Genomic DNA, 17,846 nt, shown 5'->3' with positions numbered 1-17,846 from the left:
GGCCAGGGCCAGCAGAACACGCAAGGCGGGGGCGTTGGGTGCCATGGAGCGCTCCGTCGAAAGTGGTTTGGGTGGCTTAGCGGCCGAAGGCGTCGGTCAGCGCGCGTTGCGCCACGGCCAGGGCCGACAGGGTGGGGGCGGTGTCCGCCAGCCCATCCAGCCAGAAGAAGTCGTGGATGGTGCCCATCAGTCGCAGGGCGCTGGCGTCCACCTCCGCCCGCATCAGGCGGCGGGCCAGCGCTTCGCCGCCCTCCCGGGCCAGGTCCGCCTCCGCCGTCAGGATCAGCGTGGGCGGCAGGCGGCGCAGGCGATCGGGGGCAAGGTCCAGGGGCGACAGCCCCGTCCAGGCCGGCTGGCCGGGGAAGGCCTGGGCCATCAGCGCCGGCAGGTCGCAATGGTCCAGCCAGGGGGAGGACGGGGTGTCCGGCGCTGCCGGGCCCAGCAGGGGATGGAACAGCAGCAGCAGGCGAAAGCCCTCGCTGGGCGGCAGGCTTGCGGCCAGCAACGCCGCCATGGCCCCGCCGCTGCCGTCGCCGGCCGCGGCCATCCGCGCGGTGTCCAGCCCGTGGTCCCGTCCTTGAGCGCGCGTCCAGTCCAGGGCGGCGCGCGCCTGCCTCAGGGACTGGGCGGCTGGCATCCCGCCATGGTCGACGAAGACCAGGGCGGCGCCGCAGGACCGGGCCAGCGCGGCGGCCGCGCCGCCATGGGTGTCCCAGCCGCCCAGCGCCCACAGGCCGCCGTGCAGGTAGAACACCACCGGTACCGGGCGCGCCGTCCCATGGTTGGGACGGCAAAGGTACAGTGATATCGCTTCGGCGCCCGGCACGGTGAGGTGGACGACGGGTTCTTCCACCGGTGGCGCGTCCGCCTGCAGGCGCGTGGCGATGGCCCGCCGCGCGGCCGGGTCCAGGCCGGGGGCGTAGGGCAGCAATTCCGCCTCAACCACGCGGTCAAGAAAGCCTTGCACGCCCGCATCCAGGGTCAGGCAGTGCGCGGCAGGGTCCAGCCGGGGGCTCTTGGCGGTCAGGTCGTGGATCATGGGGCTATGGTCCGGCACGGGTCAGGCGATCAGGGAAACGTCGACGGCGTTGGCGCGGCGCCAGCTGGCGGGGCTGCTGCCCGTGGCCTGGCGGAACAGGCGGCTCAGGTGCGCCTGGTCGGCGAAGCCGCAGGCGTCGGCGATCCCCGCCAGGGCGTCATCGGTGTCCAGCATCAGGGCCTTGGCCCGTTCCACCCGTCGGCTGACGATGAAGGCGTGCGGCGACATGCCGAAGGTCTGGCGGAAGGCGGTGCAGAAATGGCTGGTGCTGAGCTTGGCCTCGGCGGCCAAGTCCTCGTTGCACAGGGCGCCGCCCAACCGCCGCTCCACCAGGGCCGCCACACGGCGGGCCTGCCAGGGCGCCAGGCCGCCACGCGCCGCCTCTTCCTGCGGGCGGTGCAGCAGCAAGTCGCGCACCTTGACGATGCGGTCGCGCGCCTGGGCCACGTCATGCTCCACGGCATGCATGGCCTCCTCCAGCAGGCGGGCGATGGTGGCCAGGTGGCCGGCGGCCGGCAAGCCGGCGGGGGGCAGGCCGGCCAGGGTGTGAAAGGCGTCCAGGGCGGCGGCAGGGGCGGTCATGTCTTCCTCCATCCGGTGGGCGTCCCCTTCCGCGGCGTGTCGGGCGGGGGACCGTGATGAAGGCAGTGTCGGTCAGGCGACCACCAGGCTGGGAGTTAAGCGATGTGAAGCGTTGTGTACCGGTTCCTATGCCGTTAAGCCGGGGGTGTTAAAGCAGGGGGCCGTGCCAGCCGGCGTGAGGCTCCGGCCGTGCCAGGACCATGGCCCGCGCCTCGGCATTGCCGGCCACGGCGAACATCTCAACCTGCATGGCGCTGGCGGCGGCGATGGTGTGGCCCCCCAATCGGCCCAGGGCGGCGCCATAGCCATGGACGAAGATGTTCCAGTGGTCCAGGGCGTGGCGGGTGGTGCGTTGGGCCAACCGGTCGATCCAGCCGGTGGCGAGATCCCTCTCCCCGGCGGCAATGGCCACCGGGATGGCGCCGATGGCCAGGCAGTAGCACAATGACAGGGCGTGATCGATGGATGTGGCGTCCTCCGTCGCCGCGCGCGCCAAGTCCAGGGCGTCGCGGACATCCCCCATGGCCCAGCGCAGGCGCATCAGCAGGGTCAGGGCGGCCAGCTTGGCGTCCACCTGGGCATGGTTGGCCAGGTTGACACGCACCGGATCGGCATCGGCCGCCATGACCGTTTCCAGCAATGCCAGGCCTGCCGCATGTTCCCCCCGGAAATGGTGGGACATGGCGCGCATGCGCATGCCCGTCAGCCGCTCTGTCAGGCCACCCTCGGGCCCCACGCGGGCGGCGAACGCCTCGGCCGCCGCCAGACTGTCCGCGTAGGCGCCGGCCAGGGTGTGGTGGGCCCAGATGCCCCATTGGGCACGGCGCGCCAGTCCCTCGTTGCCAATGCCTTCCGCGATCTCCAGCGCCTGGCGGAAGGCTTGGCCCATGGCCGGCACAGGCCCCCGGGTGTGCCACAGGGCGTGGCCATAGGCGGCCAGCAGTTCCACCCGCCGTGCCGGGTCGGCGGCGCCCTGTTCATCCAGGATGGCCAGGATGCGCTCCGCCCGCCCCAGGAACTCATGCGGCAGCGACAGATGGAACCACAGCGAGGCGCTGGCGACGATCAGTGTGAGGCCCAGGCCGATGTCTCCGTCCTCGCCCACCGCCCAGTCCAGGGCGCCGCGCACGTCATCGATACGGCGGCTGTGGGTGGCCAGCCAGTCGCGCGGTGCCTTGCCCTCCCACGAGGCCTGGGCGTCGCTGAACAGCGAGATCATGTGGCGGGCGTGGGCGGCGCGGACGCGGCCATCCAGGCCGGTGTCGACCAGGCGCTCATGCCCGTAATAACGGGTGGTGTCCAGCAGGCGGTAGCGGGTGGTGGCGCCGTCGCGGCTGCTGACCACCAGGGACTTGGCAACCAGGTCGGCCAGGCCGTCCAGCACCTCCATCTCCCCGCCGCTGGTCAGCCCCCGGGCATCCGCCGCGTCGAAGCCGGCGCGGAACACCGACAGGCTGATCAGCAGCACCTTTTCCTCCGGCGCCAGCAGCTCATAACTCCAGTCCAGGGCGGCGCGCAGGGTGCGGTGGCGGGGCAGGGCGGTGCGCCGGCCGCGGGTCAGCAGGTTCAGCCGGTCATGCAGGCGGCTGGCCAGTTCCGGCAGCGCCATCAGGTCGACCCGGGCGGCGGCCAGCTCGATGGCCAGGGGGATGCCATCCAGGCGGCGGCAGATCTCGGCCAGCGCGGGGGCGGTCGCGTCGTCCACGGTGAAGTCGGACCGCACAGCCCGCGCCCGCTCGAAGAACAGGGCGGCGGCGGGATAGGACAGCACGGTGGCCGCATCCTGGGCCTGGCCGTCGGGGATGGGCAGGGCGGGCAGGCGGTGCACCCATTCGCCGGCGGCGCGCAGCGGCTCTCGGCTGGTGGCCAGGATCAGCAGGCCGGGCACGGCGAGCAACAGCCGTTCGGCCAGGCCGGCCACGGCATCCACCAAATGCTCGCAATTGTCCAGCAGCAGCAGGCTGGGGCTGGCGGATAGGGCGGCCACAATGGCGGCGAAGCAATCCGTGCCTGAGGCGGGCAAGCCCAGCGCGGTGGCCAGGGTGCCCTCCACCCACGCCGCGTCGGACACGGGCGCCAAGTCGACGAAGCGCACGGTGGCCGTCTGGGCCAGCGCTGCCGCCGTGGCCAGGGCGACGGAGGTCTTGCCGATGCCACCCGGGCCGGCCAGCGTCAGGAAGCGCCGCTCCGGCAGTTCCGTCGCCAGCGTGGCCACCACCTCCGACCTTCCCAGCAGGCGCACCAGGGGCCGGGGGGCAGCGGGCTCAGCGGCCGGGCGGGTGGCGACCTCCACCGCTGGTGTCTGGGTCTGGGTGTTGCGGGTGACAGGCAGGGTGAGGCGATAGCCGCGCCCCGCCTCGTTCACCACCAGGCCGTCATCGCCCAGGGCCTTGCGCAGGCCGGACAGGTGCACGCGGACCGCGCTGTCGTCGATGGCCTGGCCGGGCCAGACCTCGGCCAGCAGGCGGTCGCGGGTCACCAGCCCGCCTCCGGCGGCGGCCAGCACAGCCAGCAGGTTGGCGGCGCGGCCGCCCAGCTTCACCGGCTGCCCCGCCTTGGCCAGCGTCATCTGCGGCACGTCGAAGGTGAAGCTGCCGAAGGTGTAGCGTACGCCCTGCTCGTTCATCATCCGAACCGCCAACCCCCAAACGGCATGTCGCAATCATCCTTTTATTTCCGCGTTTTACGCGCAAGCCCGTTCTGCCTTCAAGCCTTGGCCGGCGGTGGGCGCAGCCAGGCGGCCAGCGCGATGCAGGCAAAGGCGCCAGCCGCGGCCGCCGCGAAGCCGTCGATATAAGCGAGGACCGAGGCCTGCTGCGCCACCGCGCTGGCCAGCAGCCGGGTGGCTCCGGAAACGGGGTCCACGCCGTGGGCGGACAGCACGGCCTGGGACCGGGCCAGGCGGTCGGCGGTGGCGCCGGCCAGCGGGTCGATATGCAGGCCCAGCAGGTTGGAATGCAGCTGTTCCCGCATGCGCACGAAAGTCTGCATGAAGGCGACGCCAATCTCGCCGCCGAACAGGCGGGCGGCCTGCAACAGGGCGCCGATGGAGATGGCATCGGCCGGCGTGAGGTTCCGCACCACCAGCACCACCAGGGCCGTCAGCGCCAGGCACTGCCCCACCGCCTGCAAGGCCTGGGACGGCAGGAAGTCCAGGGTGGCCCAATGGCTGGTCAGGCTGGTGGCCTGCAGGCAGGCGATGGCGATCAGCAGGGCGCCGATGGCCAGCACCCAGCGACCATCCACCCGCGCCAGCAGCCAGCCCAGCGGCAAGATCAGGGCGAACTGGGGCAGGGCGATGAACAGCAGCACCGGACCCACCTGCAGCTCGCGGAAGTTCTGCACCACCTGCAGATAGACGGGGATGATGTAGGCGGTGGACAGGATGATGAAGCGGAAACCGGCCAGCAGCAGCATGAGCAGGAACAGGTTGCCGCGCAGCATCAGGCGCAGGTTCAGGAAGGGGCGGCGGCTGATGACCAGTTCGCGCATCGCAAACAGGGCGGTGATCAGGCCGCCCGCCACCAGCAGGCCCACCACCAGGCCATTACCCGTCCAGTCCAGCCGGTTGCCTTGGTCCAATCCCGCGTACAGCAGGCCGAAGCCCACGGCGGCGTAGGCGACACCGGGCCAGTCGTGCTGTTTCAGCAGGTCGGTGTTCAGCGGTTCCCGCGGGACGCCGATCCACACGCACAGGAACATGAGGGGCAGGACCAGGCAGTACTGCCAGTTCAGCCAGGCGATGGACCAGTTCTCGGCGTACCAGCCCTCCAGCGCCGCGCCGATGTTCTGGGAAAACTCCGAATTCATGGCGTAGGCGGCCAGGCCGTACAGCGTCAGCCGCGCCGGCAGGTTCAGGACGATGAAGCGGATGGTCAGGGGGATGAAGGTGCCGGCCCCCAGGCCCGACAGGAACTGCATGGCCAGGTAGGCCGCCAGGTTGGGCGACAGCGGCGCCAGCAGGCTGGACACGAAGAACAGGCCGATGCCCGCGAACAGCACCCGGCGGGCGCCGAAGACAATGCCCAGATAGGGGCAGGCCACCCCCACCACCATCTGCCCCACGCCATAGGCGGTGGTGATCCAGGCGCCCTCGTCGAAGCCGGCGTGCAGGCCGCCGCGCAAATCGGTCAGGCCGAAGGTGGTGACGCGGGAGCCCAGGGTGGAGAGCAGCGCGCCCAGCAGGACCCCCAGGATGCCGATATAGGCCCGCATGCCGTCCAGCGTCGGCCGGAGTTGCGGTTCGGCGGGCGCGGCGGCGGTCATTTACGGTCGTCCACATCGATGGTGGAGACGACCGACATGCCGGGCCGCACCAGGGTGCCCAGGGCGGGCACCGGGTCGAGGACGATCTTCACCGGCACGCGCTGCACCACCTTGGTGAAGTTGCCGGTGGCGTTGTCCGGCGGCAGCAGGGTGAAGACGCTGCCGGTGCCGGGGGACCAGCTATCAACATGGCCGTGCAGCTTCAGGTCGGGGAAGGCATCCACCGTCACCGTGGCGGGGTCGCCCACCCGCACGTGGGTCATCTGGGTTTCCTTGTAGTTGGCCACCACCCACACCTTGGGCAGGGCCATGACCCCGATGATCTGCGTGCCGACGTTCAGGAACTGCCCCGGGCGCACCTGGCGCTGGCCCACCATGCCGTCTGCAGGGGCGGTGATGCGGGTATAGGCCAGGTTGTTCCGCGCCAGGGCCAGTTGCGCCTCGCCCTCCCGCACCTGTGCCGTCAGCTGCTGTTCCTGCACGTCCAGGCTGGCCAGCTGGGCCTTCTGCTGGGCCAGCTGGGCGGTGGCCAGTTGCGACTGGGCCACGGCCTTGGCCGCGTCGGCGTCAGCCTGCTCCACCTTCTGCTCCGTCCCTGCGATCTTGGTGCGCAGCAGGTCGCGCTGGCGTTCCGCTTCCAGCCGGGTGCGGGTCATGTCGGCGGCGGCGCTGGCGATGCCGGCTTCCGCCTGGCGGACCAGGGCGCGCTGCACGTCCTTCTGGTTGGCCAGGTTGGCCAGCGCCGCTTGGGCCGCGGCCAGGCTGGCCTGTGCCAGATCCAGCTGGGCCTGGTAGTCCGACGGTTCGATCTGGGCGATCAGATCCCCCTTGCGTACTGTCTGGAAATCGTCCACCGCCACCGTTTGAACATATCCGGAAATCTTGGCCGACAGGGGCGTCAGGTCGCCGGTGACGTAAGCGTCGGATGAGGACTGGTGGCGGGCGGCGCCCAGCCAGCGGTCCCAGTGTCCGGCCACCACCCACACCAGCACGGCGGCGCCGGCCAGGACCAGGGTGCGCAGAACGGAAGGCATCCAGCGGTGGCCGGCGGAGGCGTCTCCAGGGGGCATCACGGTGGTATCCATGGGGGTCACTCCAATGCCGCGCCCAGGCGGCGACCATAGGCGGTGATGGCGGAACCGGCGGCGCAGCGCTCATGACTGTACAGCGCCAGGGCGTCGGTGACGCTGGGCGCCTCGGCCAGATGGCGGCGCAGCGCCAGGGCGTCGCCGGCGGCCTTGGCGACGCCCATGGCGGTGTGCGGACGCGCCACGAAGGCGGCGTCGCCCAGCAGGGCGACCTGGCCCGTGGCCATCACCGGCGCCTCGTAGTCGAAAATGGCCTGGATGAAGGGTTCCGGCTCCGCCATCACCACGGCGGCGAAGGGCGGCGGCAACAGCCGTGCAGCGTCCGCCCTCAGGGCCGCCGCCGCCTGCGCCCGCACTTGGCCCGGGGCCAGGGAATGGGGATGGGGCCGGCCCTCCGTATCGGTCAGCGTCGCCTCCAGGGCCGCCGCCGGCACCGGCCGGTACCAGACCCAGTTGTACCGCCGCTGGCCCGGCGTCGTCTCGCCGCCCGGTCCCGGCACCAGGTACCCCAGGGCATGGGACCGGGGCATCGTGTAGAAGGCGAACCGGTCGCGCAGCATGGCGGCCTCCGCCGGCAGCCGGTCTTCCGGGACCAGGCCGCGCCAGGCGACATAGCCGGCATAGCTGTTGGGCGCGGGGCCACCGGTCACGACCGGGCGCACGACCGACCCCAGGCCGTCGGCGCCGATGACCAGGTCGGCCTCTTCCTCCCCACCGTCGCTGAACAGCAGGCGGGCGCCCTGGGGGCCTTGCGTCACGGTGCGCACAGCCCGGCCCAGGACGTAGCCGTCGTCGGGCACCTTGGCCCGCAGGGTACGGTACAGATGGTCCCAGGAGATCTGAGTTTGGGGGGTGGCGTGGCGCTCGGCGATGCCGCCGTCGCGGTCGAAGTAGATGCGCTCGAACGCGACCACGCCGATGCGGGCCACATGCTCGCACCCCACGGCGCGCAGCAGGGCGAACAGCTCCCGCTGGCTGACCAGGCCGGCGCCCCGGCCGGCCAGGCCGCCGGCCGACCGCTCGTAAATGCGGATGTCGTGCCCGTCCTGCCGCAACAGAGCGGCCGCCGCCAGTCCGCCGATGGAGCCGCCGACGATGCGGATGCGCAAGGAAGCCATGACTTAGTCCCCCTTACGGCCGGCGCGGCGGCGCAGGGTCAGCATGGCCTGGATGGTGAAGGCCGGCGCGCCGGTCGGGGCGGGTGCCGCGGCGACTGGCGGCGGGGCCGCCGGCGACAGGTCCGGGGTGGGGGTTTGGGTCATCGGGAGGCTCTTGAACGGGAAGGGGCGGATGGCAGTACGATGCCTGAACTACGCCCGTGCGGCTTGGACGCCCCACGCCGGATTTGAACATGCCTCGGATGGCGATGAAGGTATGCCGGGCGCGGCTGGCGCCGTCGCGGGTCAGTGCGCCTGCGTCAATCCTACGGTCGTATAATTGGCCGGCAGCCAGCGGTAGGTGCCGTCCTGCCGGGTGATGTGGCCCAGGCCAGGGAAGGCGATATGGGCGGCGGCGACCCAGCTGCCGTCCCGCGCCGCCTGCGCCATCAGCCGGTCGCGGGCTTGGGCTGCGGCCGCCTGGTCGCTGTCATATTTCACGGTGGCGGCGGGGTCGGCGACCTGCACGGCGGCGACATGGATGATGTCGCCCCACGCCAACAGCGTCTGGCCATCCCGGCTGCGCACGCGATAGGCGGTATGGCCCGGTGTATGGCCGGGACTGGGCAGGGCCTGGATGGCAGGGTCCAGCTGGGCCTCGCCGTCGAAGGGCCGCACCCGGCCGGCATCGACATAGGCTCGCAGGCTGTCGATGGCGCCGTCGAACATGGGCCCCAGGAAGGGGGGCGTCTTGGCCTTGTTGGCCGGGTTCAGCCAGAAGTCGGCATCGCGCCGGTTGACCCGCACAATGGCGTTGGGGAAGGCCATGCGCCCGCCCTGGTCTACCCCGCCGACATGGTCGCGGTGCAGGTGCGTCAGGTAGATCTCATCCACCTCGTCCGGCGTGTAGCCCGAGGCGCGCAGGTTGGCCATCAGGTGGCCGCCGTCGGCGCCGTACAGCACGCCGGCACCGGCATCGATCAGGATCAGCCTGGTTCCGGTGTTGACCAGGAAGGCGTTGATCGACCCTTCCACCGGCGCCGCCAGGTCGGCGGCCACCAGTAGTTTGTCGGTCTCGGCCGTGGTGATGCCGGCCATGACCTCATGCACCGGGAAGGGATGGGTGCCGTCCAACAGGGCCGTCACCTCGATATCGCCCAGCATCATACGGTAGAAGCCCGGCGCCTGGGTGCGGGCCTGGGCCGCTGCCGCCCGCGCCGCCGGGGCCGGAACCGTCAGCGCCAGGACGGCGGTGAGCGCCAGGGAAAGCAGGGGCGCCAGCGGGTGCGCGGGATGGCCGGCCATGATCTGAACTCATCGGACTGGAGGGATCGGCGGAAGATGACGGGAGGCGCGTCGTCCCGTCTTGGCGCTTTCGTCGCCCTTTTGTCGCTCAGTGGGGTATCACGGGACCGACCACGATTTGTTGCGGCGACAATATGTCGCGCGCCCAAACTATGAATTGACAGGGCTATCCGGTCCGGCTCATTGCTCCTGCGACTTATTCGCACTTTTAAGGAGCCTCGGCCGAATGTCGCGCAAGACGACCCGCCCCCTGTCCCACCCCCGCCTGTGCGGTGTTACGCTGGCCTGCGCCCTTGCCGGTGCAGTCCTGGGCACGGCGCCGCGGGCGACGGCGGGGGAGCCGCTGTTCGGCTACATCTACACCACCGACCTGTTGCCCGCCGGCAAGGTGGAGGCGGAGCAGTGGCTGACCGGCCGCCTGGGCAAGGCCGGGGGCGACTTCAGCCTGTGGCAGGGCCGTACGGAGGTTGAGTACGGCCTGACCGACAATCTGCAGATCGCGGCCTACGCCAACTACGCCTGGACCCATGCCCGCCAGGACGGCGTGGACGGCAACACCGCCGTGCCCGAGACCTTCGCCGAATATACCCCCGCCAGCGACACCGCCAGCTTCCATGGGACGAAGTACGAGGGCACCTCGGTTGAGCTGATCTGGCGCCTGCTCAGCCCCTACACCGATCCCATCGGCCTGGCGCTGTATGTGGAGCCCCTGGTGGGCCCCAAGACGCGCGAACTGGAATCCCGCCTGATCGTGCAGAAGAACTTCCTGGACGATCAGCTGGTTGTGGCGGCCAACGTGACGGTTGAACAGGAATTGCGCCGCCTGAACGGCGATCCGGACGCCGATCCGCTGTCCAACGACGCGTCGGAACACTGGGACCACGAGACCGACGTCAATTTCGGCCTCGCCGCCTCCTACCGCTTCGCGCCGAACTGGTACGCCGGCGTCGAGTTTCAGAATGAGCGCGAGTTCTCCAACTTCCATTTCTGGACATCGGGTTCGGCCACCAACGTCGCCTATTACGCCGGCCCCACCATCCATTATGGCGGCGAGCGCTTCTTCGTGAACCTGACGTATCTGGAACAGCTGCCCTTCGCGCAAGACTTGGCCAACCCGTCGCCGGGCTTTGTGAAGAGCGGCCGGACCTATGCCGATGACTTTGAAAAGCGCCGCCTGCGGCTGAAGGTCGGCGTGACCTTCTGACGGCGGCGTTCCATTATCCACCGGCCCTGGGGATGGCGGCATCCCCGGGGCCGGCCTTGTTTCCTTGCGGGAGTGTCCTTGCCCATGCGTGCCCCCTTCCTGGTCCTGGCGGCGCCAGCCCTGGTGCTGACCCAGCCGGCGGCCGCCACCGTCTACCTCACCACCGAACAGGCACAGGCGGCCCTGTTCCCCGGCCAGGCGCTGACGCCGCTGCCCGTTACGCTGACCAGCGCCCAGGCCGACGCCATCGAAAGCCAGAGCGGCGTGGATGTGCGCAACAAGACGGTGCAGGCCTGGCGGGCCGCCGACGGCGGCACCTTCATCGTCGATGAGGTGCTGGGCAAGCACGAGTACATCACCATCGCGCTGGCCATCACCAAGGCGGGCGCGGTGCAGGGGCTGGAGATCCTGGAATACAAGGAAAGTTATGGCCATGAGGTGCGCGGCGAGGACTGGCGGGCGCAGTTCACCGGCAAGACGGCCGCCAGCCCGCTGAAGCTGGACCGGGACATCACCAACATCTCCGGCGCCACCCTGTCGTCCAAGCATGTGACGGATGGCGTCCGCCGCCTCCTGGCCACCTGGAATGTCGCCCTCAAGCCCTGAGGCGCGCCGCGCCCGCCCCCTGCTGGGCACCCTGGTCGAAGTGCGCATCGACGCCTGTGAGGGGGACGCCGAGGCGGCGGTGGCGGCCGCCTTCGCCGCGGTCGCCCAGGTGCAGGCGCTGATGAGCTTCCATGACCTGGACAGCGAACTGTCGCGCCTGAACCGGCTGGGCCATCGCCTGCCCGTCAGCCTGCATCCCTGGACGGTGGACGTGCTGCGCCGGGCCCAGGCCCTGCACCGGGCGACGGGCGGCCTGTTCGATCCGGCGGTGGCGCCCGCGCTGGCGGCCCTGGATTTCCTGCCGGCCCCCCTGGCGGCGGCCCCCCGGGGCGGCAGCATCGCCGACCTGGTGGTGGGCGACGGCGTGGCCTGCGGCGTCCGGCCGCTGTGGCTGGATCTGGGGGGAATCGCCAAGGGCTATGCCGTCGATCGGGCGGTGGACGCCTTGCGGATGCGGGGCGTGCGCGCCGGGGCGGTGAACGCCGGCGGCGACCTGCGCCTGTTCGGCGACACGCCCCAGCCGGTGGTGGTGCGCGACCCGGCCGATCCCTGCCGGCACTGGTCCCTGGGGGAGTTTCGCGACATCGCCATCGCCACAAGCGCCGGTTATTACGCCGCGCGATCGACGGCGGACGGGCTGGTCATGCCCATCATCGACCCGCGCAGTGATCGCGCCGTGGCGGTGGGTCCCAGCGTCACCGTGCTGGCCGATGAATGCGCGACGGCGGACGCGCTGACCAAGGCCGTGATGCTGTCCGGCACGGACGCGCCGCCCGCCTGGCTCAGGGATTTCGGTGCCCAGGCTGTGCGCCTGGAGGGAAGGATGGCGGCATGAGTGTGCAATTGGGGGCGGCGACTTCGCCCGCGCCGGCCCACACCGTGCGGGGGGCCGCCTTCGGCCTCAGCCGGGGGCATCGGCGGTGGCTGCACCGCGCCATGCTGGCCGTGGCCCTGACCGGCGTGGTGTGGATGGTCCTGCACTATGGCCATGGCCTGATCGGGGTGGACGGTCACGCCGCGCGGTTGGTGGAGGCGTGGTGCATGAAGCTGCATGGCGCCGCCGTCATGGCGGCCCTGGTCGCCTTCGGCTCCGTCCTGCCGCACCACGTGCGCCTGGCCTGGCGGGCGCGGCGTCATCGCCTGTCGGGAGGCAGCCTCATCGCCGCCGTGCTGACCTTGGTACTGACCGGCTACGGCCTCTACTACCTGGGGGATGAGGACTGGCACGACTATGCCAGCTGGGGCCACCAGGTGCTGGCGGCGGCGGCCGTGGCCGCTTGCCTCATCCATTTGCGCTCCGGCCGGAAAAGCCGCGCGCCCTAATACCGCGCCGGCCCGGTGCTGCCGCGCACCGCCAGGTGATGAGGAAGGGTGACGGAGCGGGGCGTGGTCTGCCGGCCGGCAAGGATATCCAGCAGCAGGGCCACCGCCGTCCGGCCCAGATCTTCCATGGGCTGGCTGACGGTGGTCAGCGCCGGGTCCAGGTAGCGGGCGAAGCGGATGTCGTCGAAGCCGACCAGCGAAAGGTCGTCCGGGCAGCGACGTCCCGCCCGGCGCGCGGCGGCCAGGGCGCCCATGGCCATCTCATCGCTGAAGCAGAACAGGGCGGTCGGGGTGTCGCCGCCTGTCAGCAGGCCCTGCGCCTCCCGCTCCCCCGATTCCACGGAGAAGTCGCCGGTGGCGATGCGCAGGGCCGTCTCGGCGCGATGGCGGGCGGCAGATGCCCGCACGCCGTCCAGGCGATCGCGGCTGATGGGGCTGGCCAGGGGCCCGGTGATGACGCCGATGGCGCGATGGCCCAGGCCGTACAACAGGTCCATGGCCTCCGCCGCGGCGGCCGCGTTGTCGATATGGGCGCTGGACACGCCCAGGTCGGGGCTGAACTCGCAGCCGTTGACCACCGGCGCCTTGGCGCCCTGGCGGCCGATCAGTTCGGCCAAGGTGTCGGGCAGGCGGTGGCCCAGGAAGATCAGGCCGTCGGCCTCTTTCCGGCGCAGCATGCCGGCGTACTGCTCCTCCCGCTCCGTGCTATGGCGGGTGTCGCCCAGCAGCACGGAATATCCCGCCGCCTGTGCCGCCTCCTCCGCGCCGCGGATGACGCTGGAGAAGAAGGGGTTGGAGATGTCGGGCACGGTCACGACGATTTTGGCCGTGCGCAGGGTGCGCAGGCTTTTGGCCGCGTGATTGGGCTCATAGCCCAGGGCGTCGACGGCGGCCATGACCCGTTCGCGCGTCGCCTCGCTGACCACCCCAGGGGTGCTCAGGACACGGGAAACGGTGGCGGTGGAAACCCGGGCCCGGCGGGCCACGTCTTGGATGGTCGGCATGGGGTGGAGGGTGCTTTCGATCCGCCCTGCCTGCAAGAGTTGCGAGGGCATGGCTTCACTGCTAGGATCATGTAATCGATTTCATCATTTTCGCCATGCTTGGATGGGGCGGTCGGGGGGTTGGGTGATGTCTGACGGTGTGATCCGCATGGCGATGGTGGGCGGTGGTCCCGGTTCCTTCATCGGGCCGGTGCACCGCATGGCGGCCGAACTGGACGGCCGCATCCGCCTGGTGGCCGGCGCCTTCAGCCGGGATGAGGGCAAGTCCAAGGCCGCCGCCAGGGGCTACGGCATAGACCCGGCCCGTGCCTATGGCGACTATCGCCAGATGCTGGCGGCCGAGGCGGCGCGGCCCGACGGTGCGCAATTCGTGGCCATCGTCACCCCCAACCATGTGCATTTCCCGGTCGCCAAGGCGGCGCTGGAGGCGGGCTTTTCCGTGCTGAGCGACAAGCCGGCGACCGCGACCCTGGACGAGGCAGAGGATTTGGCCCGCGTGGTGGCGGATACCCGCCGCCTCTATGGCCTGACCTACACCTACACCGGCTATCCCCTAGTGCGCGAGGCGCGGGCCATCGTGCAGCGGGGTGACCTGGGCGCCATCCGCAAGGTGGTGGTGGAATATTCCCAAGGCTGGCTGGCGGAGGCGGTTGAGAAGACGGACAACGCCCAAGCCGCCTGGCGGGCGGACCCGGCGCGTTCCGGCCTGGGCGGCTGTATCGGCGACATCGGCGTGCACGCCTTCAACCTCGCGGAATTCGTCAGCGGCCTAGCCGTCACCCGCCTGAACGCCGACCTCAACAGCGTGGTGCCCGGCCGCCGGCTGGACGACGACTGCAACATCCTTCTGAGGTTCGGCGAAGACGTGCCGGGTGTGCTGGTTGCCAGCCAGGTGGCGGCGGGGGACCGCAACAGCTTGCGCCTGCGCGTCTATGGCGCCCAGGGCGGGCTGGACTGGTGCCATGAACGGCCGGACGTGCTGACCATCAACTGGCTGGACCGCCCCACCCAGACGCTGCACGCGGCGGCGCCCTATCTGGGTCCGGCGGGGCGGGGACCGGCCCGTCTGCCCACCGGCCATCCCGAAGGCTTCATCGAGGCCTTCGCCAACATCTATCGCGACTTCGCCACCGCCATCGCCTCGGGCGGCGGCCTTGGCGGCACACCGGTGCCCACCATCCAGGACGGCCTGCGCGGCATGGCCTTCGTCGCCCGCGCCGTGGCCGCCAACGGCGCCGGCTGGGTTGATCTGTAAACGGACCCGAGCAGGGATACCCACCATGAGAACGATCAAAGGCCCCGGCATATTCCTGGCGCAGTTCGCGGGCGACACCCCGCCCTTCGACACCTTGGCCGGCTTGGCGGGGTGGGCGGCCGCCCACGGGTATCAGGGGGTGCAGGTGCCCACCGGGCCGACCAGCCTGCTGGATTTGGAGAAGGCGGCGGACAGCGTCGACTACGCGCAGGAATTCACCGGCACGCTGGCGGAAAACGGTGTGGCGGTGACGGAGCTGTCGACCCACCTGCAAGGCCAGTTGGTGGCGGTACACCCGGCCTATGACGCCCTGTTCGATGGCTTCGCCCCGCCGCAGGTGCGGGGGAATCCGAAGGCCCGTCAGGAATGGGCGGTGAACCAGCTGATGCTGGCGGCGCGTGTCAGTCGCAACCTGGGCCTGACGGCCCACGCCACCTTCTCCGGCGCGCTGGCCTGGCCCTACATGTACCCGTGGCCGCAGCGGCCAGCCGGCCTGGTGGAAGAGGCGTTCGCCGAGTTGGGCCGCCGCTGGCGCCCCATCCTGGACGCTTTCGACGCCGCTGACGTCGACCTCTGCTTCGAGCTGCATCCCGGGGAGGATCTGTTCGACGGCGCCACCTTCGAACGCTTCCTGGAGGAGGTGGATCACCATCCTCGCGCCACCATCCTGTACGACCCCAGCCATTTCGTCCTGCAGCAGCTGGACTACCTGGCCTTCATCGACCGCTATCATGCCCGCATTCGCGCCTTCCATGTGAAGGATGCGGAGTTCCGGCCCGATGGCCGCGCCGGGGTGTATGGCGGCTATCTGCCCTGGGTGGAGCGGCCGGGCCGCTTCCGTTCCCTGGGCGACGGCCAGGTGGATTTCGGCGCCATCTTCGCCAAGCTGGCGCAGTACGACTACCCCGGCTGGGCCGTGCTGGAATGGGAATGCGCGCTGAAGCATGCGGAGGATGGGGCCCGGGAAGGGGCGCCCTTCATCCGCGACCACATCATCCGGGTGACGGAACGCGCCTTCGACGACTTCGCCGCCAGCGGCGTGGACACGGCCCGCAACCGCGCCCTGCTGGGCCTATAATAAAACAAGCCGAGGAACACCCATGATCACCCCAATGATCACGACACGAACCAGCCGCCGTGCCTTCCTCGGCGGTGCCGCCGCCCTGGCCGGCCTGAGCCTGGCGCGGCTGTCTACCGCCGCCTCCACGCCCTTCTTCAAGGGCAACGGCCTGCCCATCGGCCTGCAGCTCTACACCCTGGGCGACCTGGTGGAGAAGGATTTGCCCGGCACGCTGAAGGCGGTGGCGGACATGGGCTATCGCGCGGTGGAGCTGCCGGGCTTTTACGGCCATACCGCGGGCGACTTGGCGGCGGCGCTGAAGGCCGCCGGCCTGGTGTGCGAAAGCGCCCATATCAATGCGCAGGGCAGGGGCCCGGCGCCCAGCTTGTCCGGCGACCTGGACGCGCTGGTGCGCGATGCCCACACCATCGGGCTGAAGTTCATCGTCATGCCCATGTTCACCGTCCCGGCGCGCCTGGGCGGGCTGCAAGCGGGCGAAGGCTTCGGTGATTTCCTGGCCCGGGTCGCGTCGCAGTTCACCGCCGACGACTGGAAGTCCCAGGCCGCCTTCCTCAACGAAAAGGGGGCGGCCCTGAAGAAGGCTGGGCTGCAGCTGGCCTACCACAACCACAATCCGGAATTCGCCGTTGCGGGCGGCCCGGGGGCCGGCGGCACCGCCACCGGCTACGACATCCTGCTGGCCGAGACCGATCCAGATCTGGTGAAGATGGAGATGGATGCCGGCTGGGTGGCCGCCGCCGGGCTGGATCCCGTGGCGCTGTTGCAGACCCATCCCGGCCGCTTCCGCCTGATGCATGTGAAGGATCTGAAGGCCGGCACGGTCCCCAACACCGGGCTGAAGATGGACCCGACGGAGGTCGGCGGCGGGACCTTGGACTGGCACCGCATTCTGCCCGCCGCCCACGCCGCCGGCATCAACCATTTCTATGTCGAGCAGGAACCGCCCTTCGCCCGGCCCCGGCTGGAGGCGGCGCGCCTCAGCGCCGACTACCTGGGCAAGCTGGCGGTATAGCTCCGCCAAGGCGGCGTCGGCCATCTTTGGCCGGGTCCGGTTTAGACTCTATTGTTCCCACGACACGGCCCTGGGCTGGGCGGATGAGATCCAGTACCAGGACGCGCTCCAGACTGGCGTGCCGGCCCTCGCAGAGGACAGCCGGATTTTGACATGCCCCTGCACAGGCATGCCTGTGATACCATGAACATCCAGAACCAGAAGGATCGTTCTATTGTTGCCTGGATCTGGTCGCAGCAACCAAGGCCGTCAGTGGAAGAAAGCGTCGGCTTGCGAGCGGAAACGGGATGATGGATCCGGGTGGTTGCATCCAGGTGCGTTTGTCGGGGGAAGAGTGATGGAAACGTTGGCGCGCATGCCCAAGCAGAACCGCAGCCATGCGTCGTTCGAACGCGTGCTGGAGGCGGCCATGGCGCTGCTGCAGGAGCGGGGATATGAAGATTTCACCCTGAATGAGGTCAGCCGCCGCTCCGGTGTTTCCATAGGGTCCATCTACGGCCGGGTGGACAGCAAGGATGCACTGATCCGCACGGTGCAGACCCGGGCCCTGGTGGATATCGAGGATAAGGAGCGCCGGGTGACCGATTCCGCCCGTTGGCAGGGTTACGGGTTGGACCGGCTGGTGCCGGGCGTCCTGTCGGAGCTTGGGGAATTCCTCAAGGAGAACAGTGCCCTGCTGCGCGCCTTCATGGTGCGTGCGCCCATCGACCCGGTGATCGCCCAGACGGGCAAGCGCTCGCACGAGGCCATGGCGGTGCGCTTCGAAACCCTGCTGCTGTCCCGCCGGAACGAGATCAGCCATCCCGAGCCGGAGCGGGCGGTGCACGCCTGCTTCGCCATGGCCTACGCCTCCTACGCCCGTTACCTGGGCTTGGGCTCCGCCATGGATGCGGCGGGGGAGGGTGACTGGACGGCGCTGAAGGGCGACATAAGCCTGATGGCCCTATGCTTCCTGAAGTATCGGCCGGCGTCCTGACGGCCTGC

At 70.2% G+C, this 17,846-nt stretch carries 17 protein-coding genes; 8 read left to right on the top strand and 9 right to left on the bottom strand.

All coding sequences use genetic code 11. The annotated features are described in order from the left end of the window. Positions 1–76 precede the first annotated feature (76 nt). The 8 genes from FBZ87_RS11100 to FBZ87_RS11070 all read right to left on the bottom strand — a co-directional run bounded on the left by FBZ87_RS11100 (position 77) and on the right by FBZ87_RS11070 (position 9,377). Positions 77–1,039, bottom strand: a complete 963-nt coding sequence (locus FBZ87_RS11100) for an alpha/beta hydrolase (protein WP_145610366.1) — start codon at positions 1,037–1,039, stop codon at positions 77–79. 21 nt (positions 1,040–1,060) lie between these two features. Continuing rightward, complete coding sequence (locus FBZ87_RS11095; protein WP_186454700.1) at positions 1,061–1,621, bottom strand: helix-turn-helix transcriptional regulator; 561 nt, start codon at positions 1,619–1,621, stop codon at positions 1,061–1,063. A 148-nt stretch (positions 1,622–1,769) separates the two neighbouring features. Then, positions 1,770–4,250 carry an ATP-binding protein gene (locus FBZ87_RS11090; RefSeq protein ID WP_145610364.1) on the bottom strand — a complete coding sequence of 827 codons (2,481 nt, stop codon included), beginning with the start codon at positions 4,248–4,250 and terminating at the stop codon, positions 1,770–1,772. 77 nt (positions 4,251–4,327) lie between these two features. Continuing rightward, positions 4,328–5,887 carry an MFS transporter gene (locus FBZ87_RS11085; RefSeq protein ID WP_145610363.1) on the bottom strand — a complete coding sequence of 520 codons (1,560 nt, stop codon included), beginning with the start codon at positions 5,885–5,887 and terminating at the stop codon, positions 4,328–4,330. Continuing rightward, entirely contained in the window at positions 5,884–6,972 is a 1,089-nt protein-coding gene (locus FBZ87_RS11080; protein ID WP_246134345.1) for an HlyD family secretion protein, read from the bottom strand. Before FBZ87_RS11080 ends, FBZ87_RS11085 begins: the two co-directional genes overlap by 4 nt. A gap of 5 nt (positions 6,973–6,977) precedes the next feature. Beyond that, a complete protein-coding gene (locus FBZ87_RS11075) occupies positions 6,978–8,093 on the bottom strand; it encodes an FAD binding domain-containing protein (protein WP_145610362.1) in 1,116 nt (371 codons plus the stop codon). 3 nt (positions 8,094–8,096) lie between these two features. Beyond that, positions 8,097–8,237: a hypothetical protein gene (locus FBZ87_RS29150; RefSeq protein ID WP_186454699.1), complete on the bottom strand. Its 141-nt coding sequence runs from the start codon at positions 8,235–8,237 to the stop codon at positions 8,097–8,099. Between the two features lie 141 nt (positions 8,238–8,378). Continuing rightward, positions 8,379–9,377: an MBL fold metallo-hydrolase gene (locus FBZ87_RS11070; RefSeq protein WP_145610361.1), complete on the bottom strand. Its 999-nt coding sequence runs from the start codon at positions 9,375–9,377 to the stop codon at positions 8,379–8,381. Between the two features lie 226 nt (positions 9,378–9,603). On the opposite strand from FBZ87_RS11070, the gene FBZ87_RS11065 reads away from it, so the two are divergent. The 4 genes from FBZ87_RS11065 to FBZ87_RS11050 all read left to right on the top strand — a co-directional run bounded on the left by FBZ87_RS11065 (position 9,604) and on the right by FBZ87_RS11050 (position 12,510). After that, positions 9,604–10,581, top strand: coding sequence for a DUF6662 family protein (locus FBZ87_RS11065; RefSeq protein ID WP_145610360.1), 978 nt, complete (start codon positions 9,604–9,606; stop codon positions 10,579–10,581). Positions 10,582–10,665: 84 nt separating this feature from the next. Beyond that, the gene (locus FBZ87_RS11060; protein WP_145610359.1) at positions 10,666–11,187 is read left to right on the top strand and encodes an FMN-binding protein; all 522 of its coding nucleotides are present in this window, start codon (positions 10,666–10,668) and stop codon (positions 11,185–11,187) included. Continuing rightward, positions 11,168–12,022 carry an FAD:protein FMN transferase gene (locus tag FBZ87_RS11055; protein WP_145610358.1) on the top strand — a complete coding sequence of 285 codons (855 nt, stop codon included), beginning with the start codon at positions 11,168–11,170 and terminating at the stop codon, positions 12,020–12,022. Before FBZ87_RS11060 ends, FBZ87_RS11055 begins: the two co-directional genes overlap by 20 nt. Beyond that, the gene (locus FBZ87_RS11050; protein ID WP_145610357.1) at positions 12,019–12,510 is read left to right on the top strand and encodes a DUF4405 domain-containing protein; all 492 of its coding nucleotides are present in this window, start codon (positions 12,019–12,021) and stop codon (positions 12,508–12,510) included. Before FBZ87_RS11055 ends, FBZ87_RS11050 begins: the two co-directional genes overlap by 4 nt. Here FBZ87_RS11050 and FBZ87_RS11045 read toward each other — a convergent pair. Continuing rightward, the gene (locus FBZ87_RS11045; protein ID WP_145610356.1) at positions 12,507–13,514 is read right to left on the bottom strand and encodes a LacI family DNA-binding transcriptional regulator; all 1,008 of its coding nucleotides are present in this window, start codon (positions 13,512–13,514) and stop codon (positions 12,507–12,509) included. The genes FBZ87_RS11050 and FBZ87_RS11045 overlap by 4 nt on opposite strands. A gap of 127 nt (positions 13,515–13,641) precedes the next feature. Between FBZ87_RS11045 and FBZ87_RS11040 the strand changes: the two genes are divergently transcribed. The 4 genes from FBZ87_RS11040 (at position 13,642) to FBZ87_RS11025 (ending at position 17,838) form a co-directional block, all read left to right on the top strand. Continuing rightward, on the top strand, positions 13,642–14,769 hold the full coding sequence (locus FBZ87_RS11040; protein ID WP_145610355.1) for a Gfo/Idh/MocA family protein: 1,128 nt from the start codon (positions 13,642–13,644) through the stop codon (positions 14,767–14,769). Positions 14,770–14,794: 25 nt separating this feature from the next. Next, complete coding sequence (locus FBZ87_RS11035) at positions 14,795–15,847, top strand: sugar phosphate isomerase/epimerase family protein (protein ID WP_145610354.1); 1,053 nt, start codon at positions 14,795–14,797, stop codon at positions 15,845–15,847. 34 nt (positions 15,848–15,881) lie between these two features. Further along, the gene (locus FBZ87_RS11030; protein WP_145610353.1) at positions 15,882–16,862 is read left to right on the top strand and encodes a sugar phosphate isomerase/epimerase family protein; all 981 of its coding nucleotides are present in this window, start codon (positions 15,882–15,884) and stop codon (positions 16,860–16,862) included. Positions 16,863–17,199: 337 nt separating this feature from the next. After that, positions 17,200–17,838, top strand: a complete 639-nt coding sequence (locus FBZ87_RS11025) for a TetR/AcrR family transcriptional regulator (RefSeq protein WP_145610352.1) — start codon at positions 17,200–17,202, stop codon at positions 17,836–17,838. Positions 17,839–17,846 lie beyond the last annotated feature (8 nt).

The organism is Nitrospirillum amazonense (genome assembly GCF_007828035.1).
Classification (GTDB): domain Bacteria; phylum Pseudomonadota; class Alphaproteobacteria; order Azospirillales; family Azospirillaceae; genus Nitrospirillum; species Nitrospirillum amazonense.
The sequence above is the reverse complement of the archived record's forward strand: the minus strand, read 5'-3'. Positions and strand labels throughout refer to the sequence as shown.

What these genes read in the sequence shown, in the direction of transcription:
- FBZ87_RS11100 (WP_145610366.1), bottom strand. Translation starts at nt 1,039, where the DNA reads ATGATCCACGACCTGACCGCCAAGAGCCCCCGGCTGGACCCTGCCGCG.
- FBZ87_RS11095 (WP_186454700.1), bottom strand. Translation starts at nt 1,621, where the DNA reads ATGACCGCCCCTGCCGCCGCCCTGGACGCCTTTCACACCCTGGCCGGC.
- FBZ87_RS11090 (WP_145610364.1), bottom strand. Translation starts at nt 4,250, where the DNA reads ATGATGAACGAGCAGGGCGTACGCTACACCTTCGGCAGCTTCACCTTC.
- FBZ87_RS11085 (WP_145610363.1), bottom strand. Translation starts at nt 5,887, where the DNA reads ATGACCGCCGCCGCGCCCGCCGAACCGCAACTCCGGCCGACGCTGGAC.
- FBZ87_RS11080 (WP_246134345.1), bottom strand. Translation starts at nt 6,972, where the DNA reads ATGGATACCACCGTGATGCCCCCTGGAGACGCCTCCGCCGGCCACCGC.
- FBZ87_RS11075 (WP_145610362.1), bottom strand. Translation starts at nt 8,093, where the DNA reads ATGGCTTCCTTGCGCATCCGCATCGTCGGCGGCTCCATCGGCGGACTG.
- FBZ87_RS29150 (WP_186454699.1), bottom strand. Translation starts at nt 8,237, where the DNA reads ATGACCCAAACCCCCACCCCGGACCTGTCGCCGGCGGCCCCGCCGCCA.
- FBZ87_RS11070 (WP_145610361.1), bottom strand. Translation starts at nt 9,377, where the DNA reads ATGGCCGGCCATCCCGCGCACCCGCTGGCGCCCCTGCTTTCCCTGGCG.
- FBZ87_RS11065 (WP_145610360.1), top strand. Translation starts at nt 9,604, where the DNA reads ATGTCGCGCAAGACGACCCGCCCCCTGTCCCACCCCCGCCTGTGCGGT.
- FBZ87_RS11060 (WP_145610359.1), top strand. Translation starts at nt 10,666, where the DNA reads ATGCGTGCCCCCTTCCTGGTCCTGGCGGCGCCAGCCCTGGTGCTGACC.
- FBZ87_RS11055 (WP_145610358.1), top strand. Translation starts at nt 11,168, where the DNA reads ATGTCGCCCTCAAGCCCTGAGGCGCGCCGCGCCCGCCCCCTGCTGGGC.
- FBZ87_RS11050 (WP_145610357.1), top strand. Translation starts at nt 12,019, where the DNA reads ATGAGTGTGCAATTGGGGGCGGCGACTTCGCCCGCGCCGGCCCACACC.
- FBZ87_RS11045 (WP_145610356.1), bottom strand. Translation starts at nt 13,514, where the DNA reads ATGCCGACCATCCAAGACGTGGCCCGCCGGGCCCGGGTTTCCACCGCC.
- FBZ87_RS11040 (WP_145610355.1), top strand. Translation starts at nt 13,642, where the DNA reads ATGTCTGACGGTGTGATCCGCATGGCGATGGTGGGCGGTGGTCCCGGT.
- FBZ87_RS11035 (WP_145610354.1), top strand. Translation starts at nt 14,795, where the DNA reads ATGAGAACGATCAAAGGCCCCGGCATATTCCTGGCGCAGTTCGCGGGC.
- FBZ87_RS11030 (WP_145610353.1), top strand. Translation starts at nt 15,882, where the DNA reads ATGATCACGACACGAACCAGCCGCCGTGCCTTCCTCGGCGGTGCCGCC.
- FBZ87_RS11025 (WP_145610352.1), top strand. Translation starts at nt 17,200, where the DNA reads ATGGAAACGTTGGCGCGCATGCCCAAGCAGAACCGCAGCCATGCGTCG.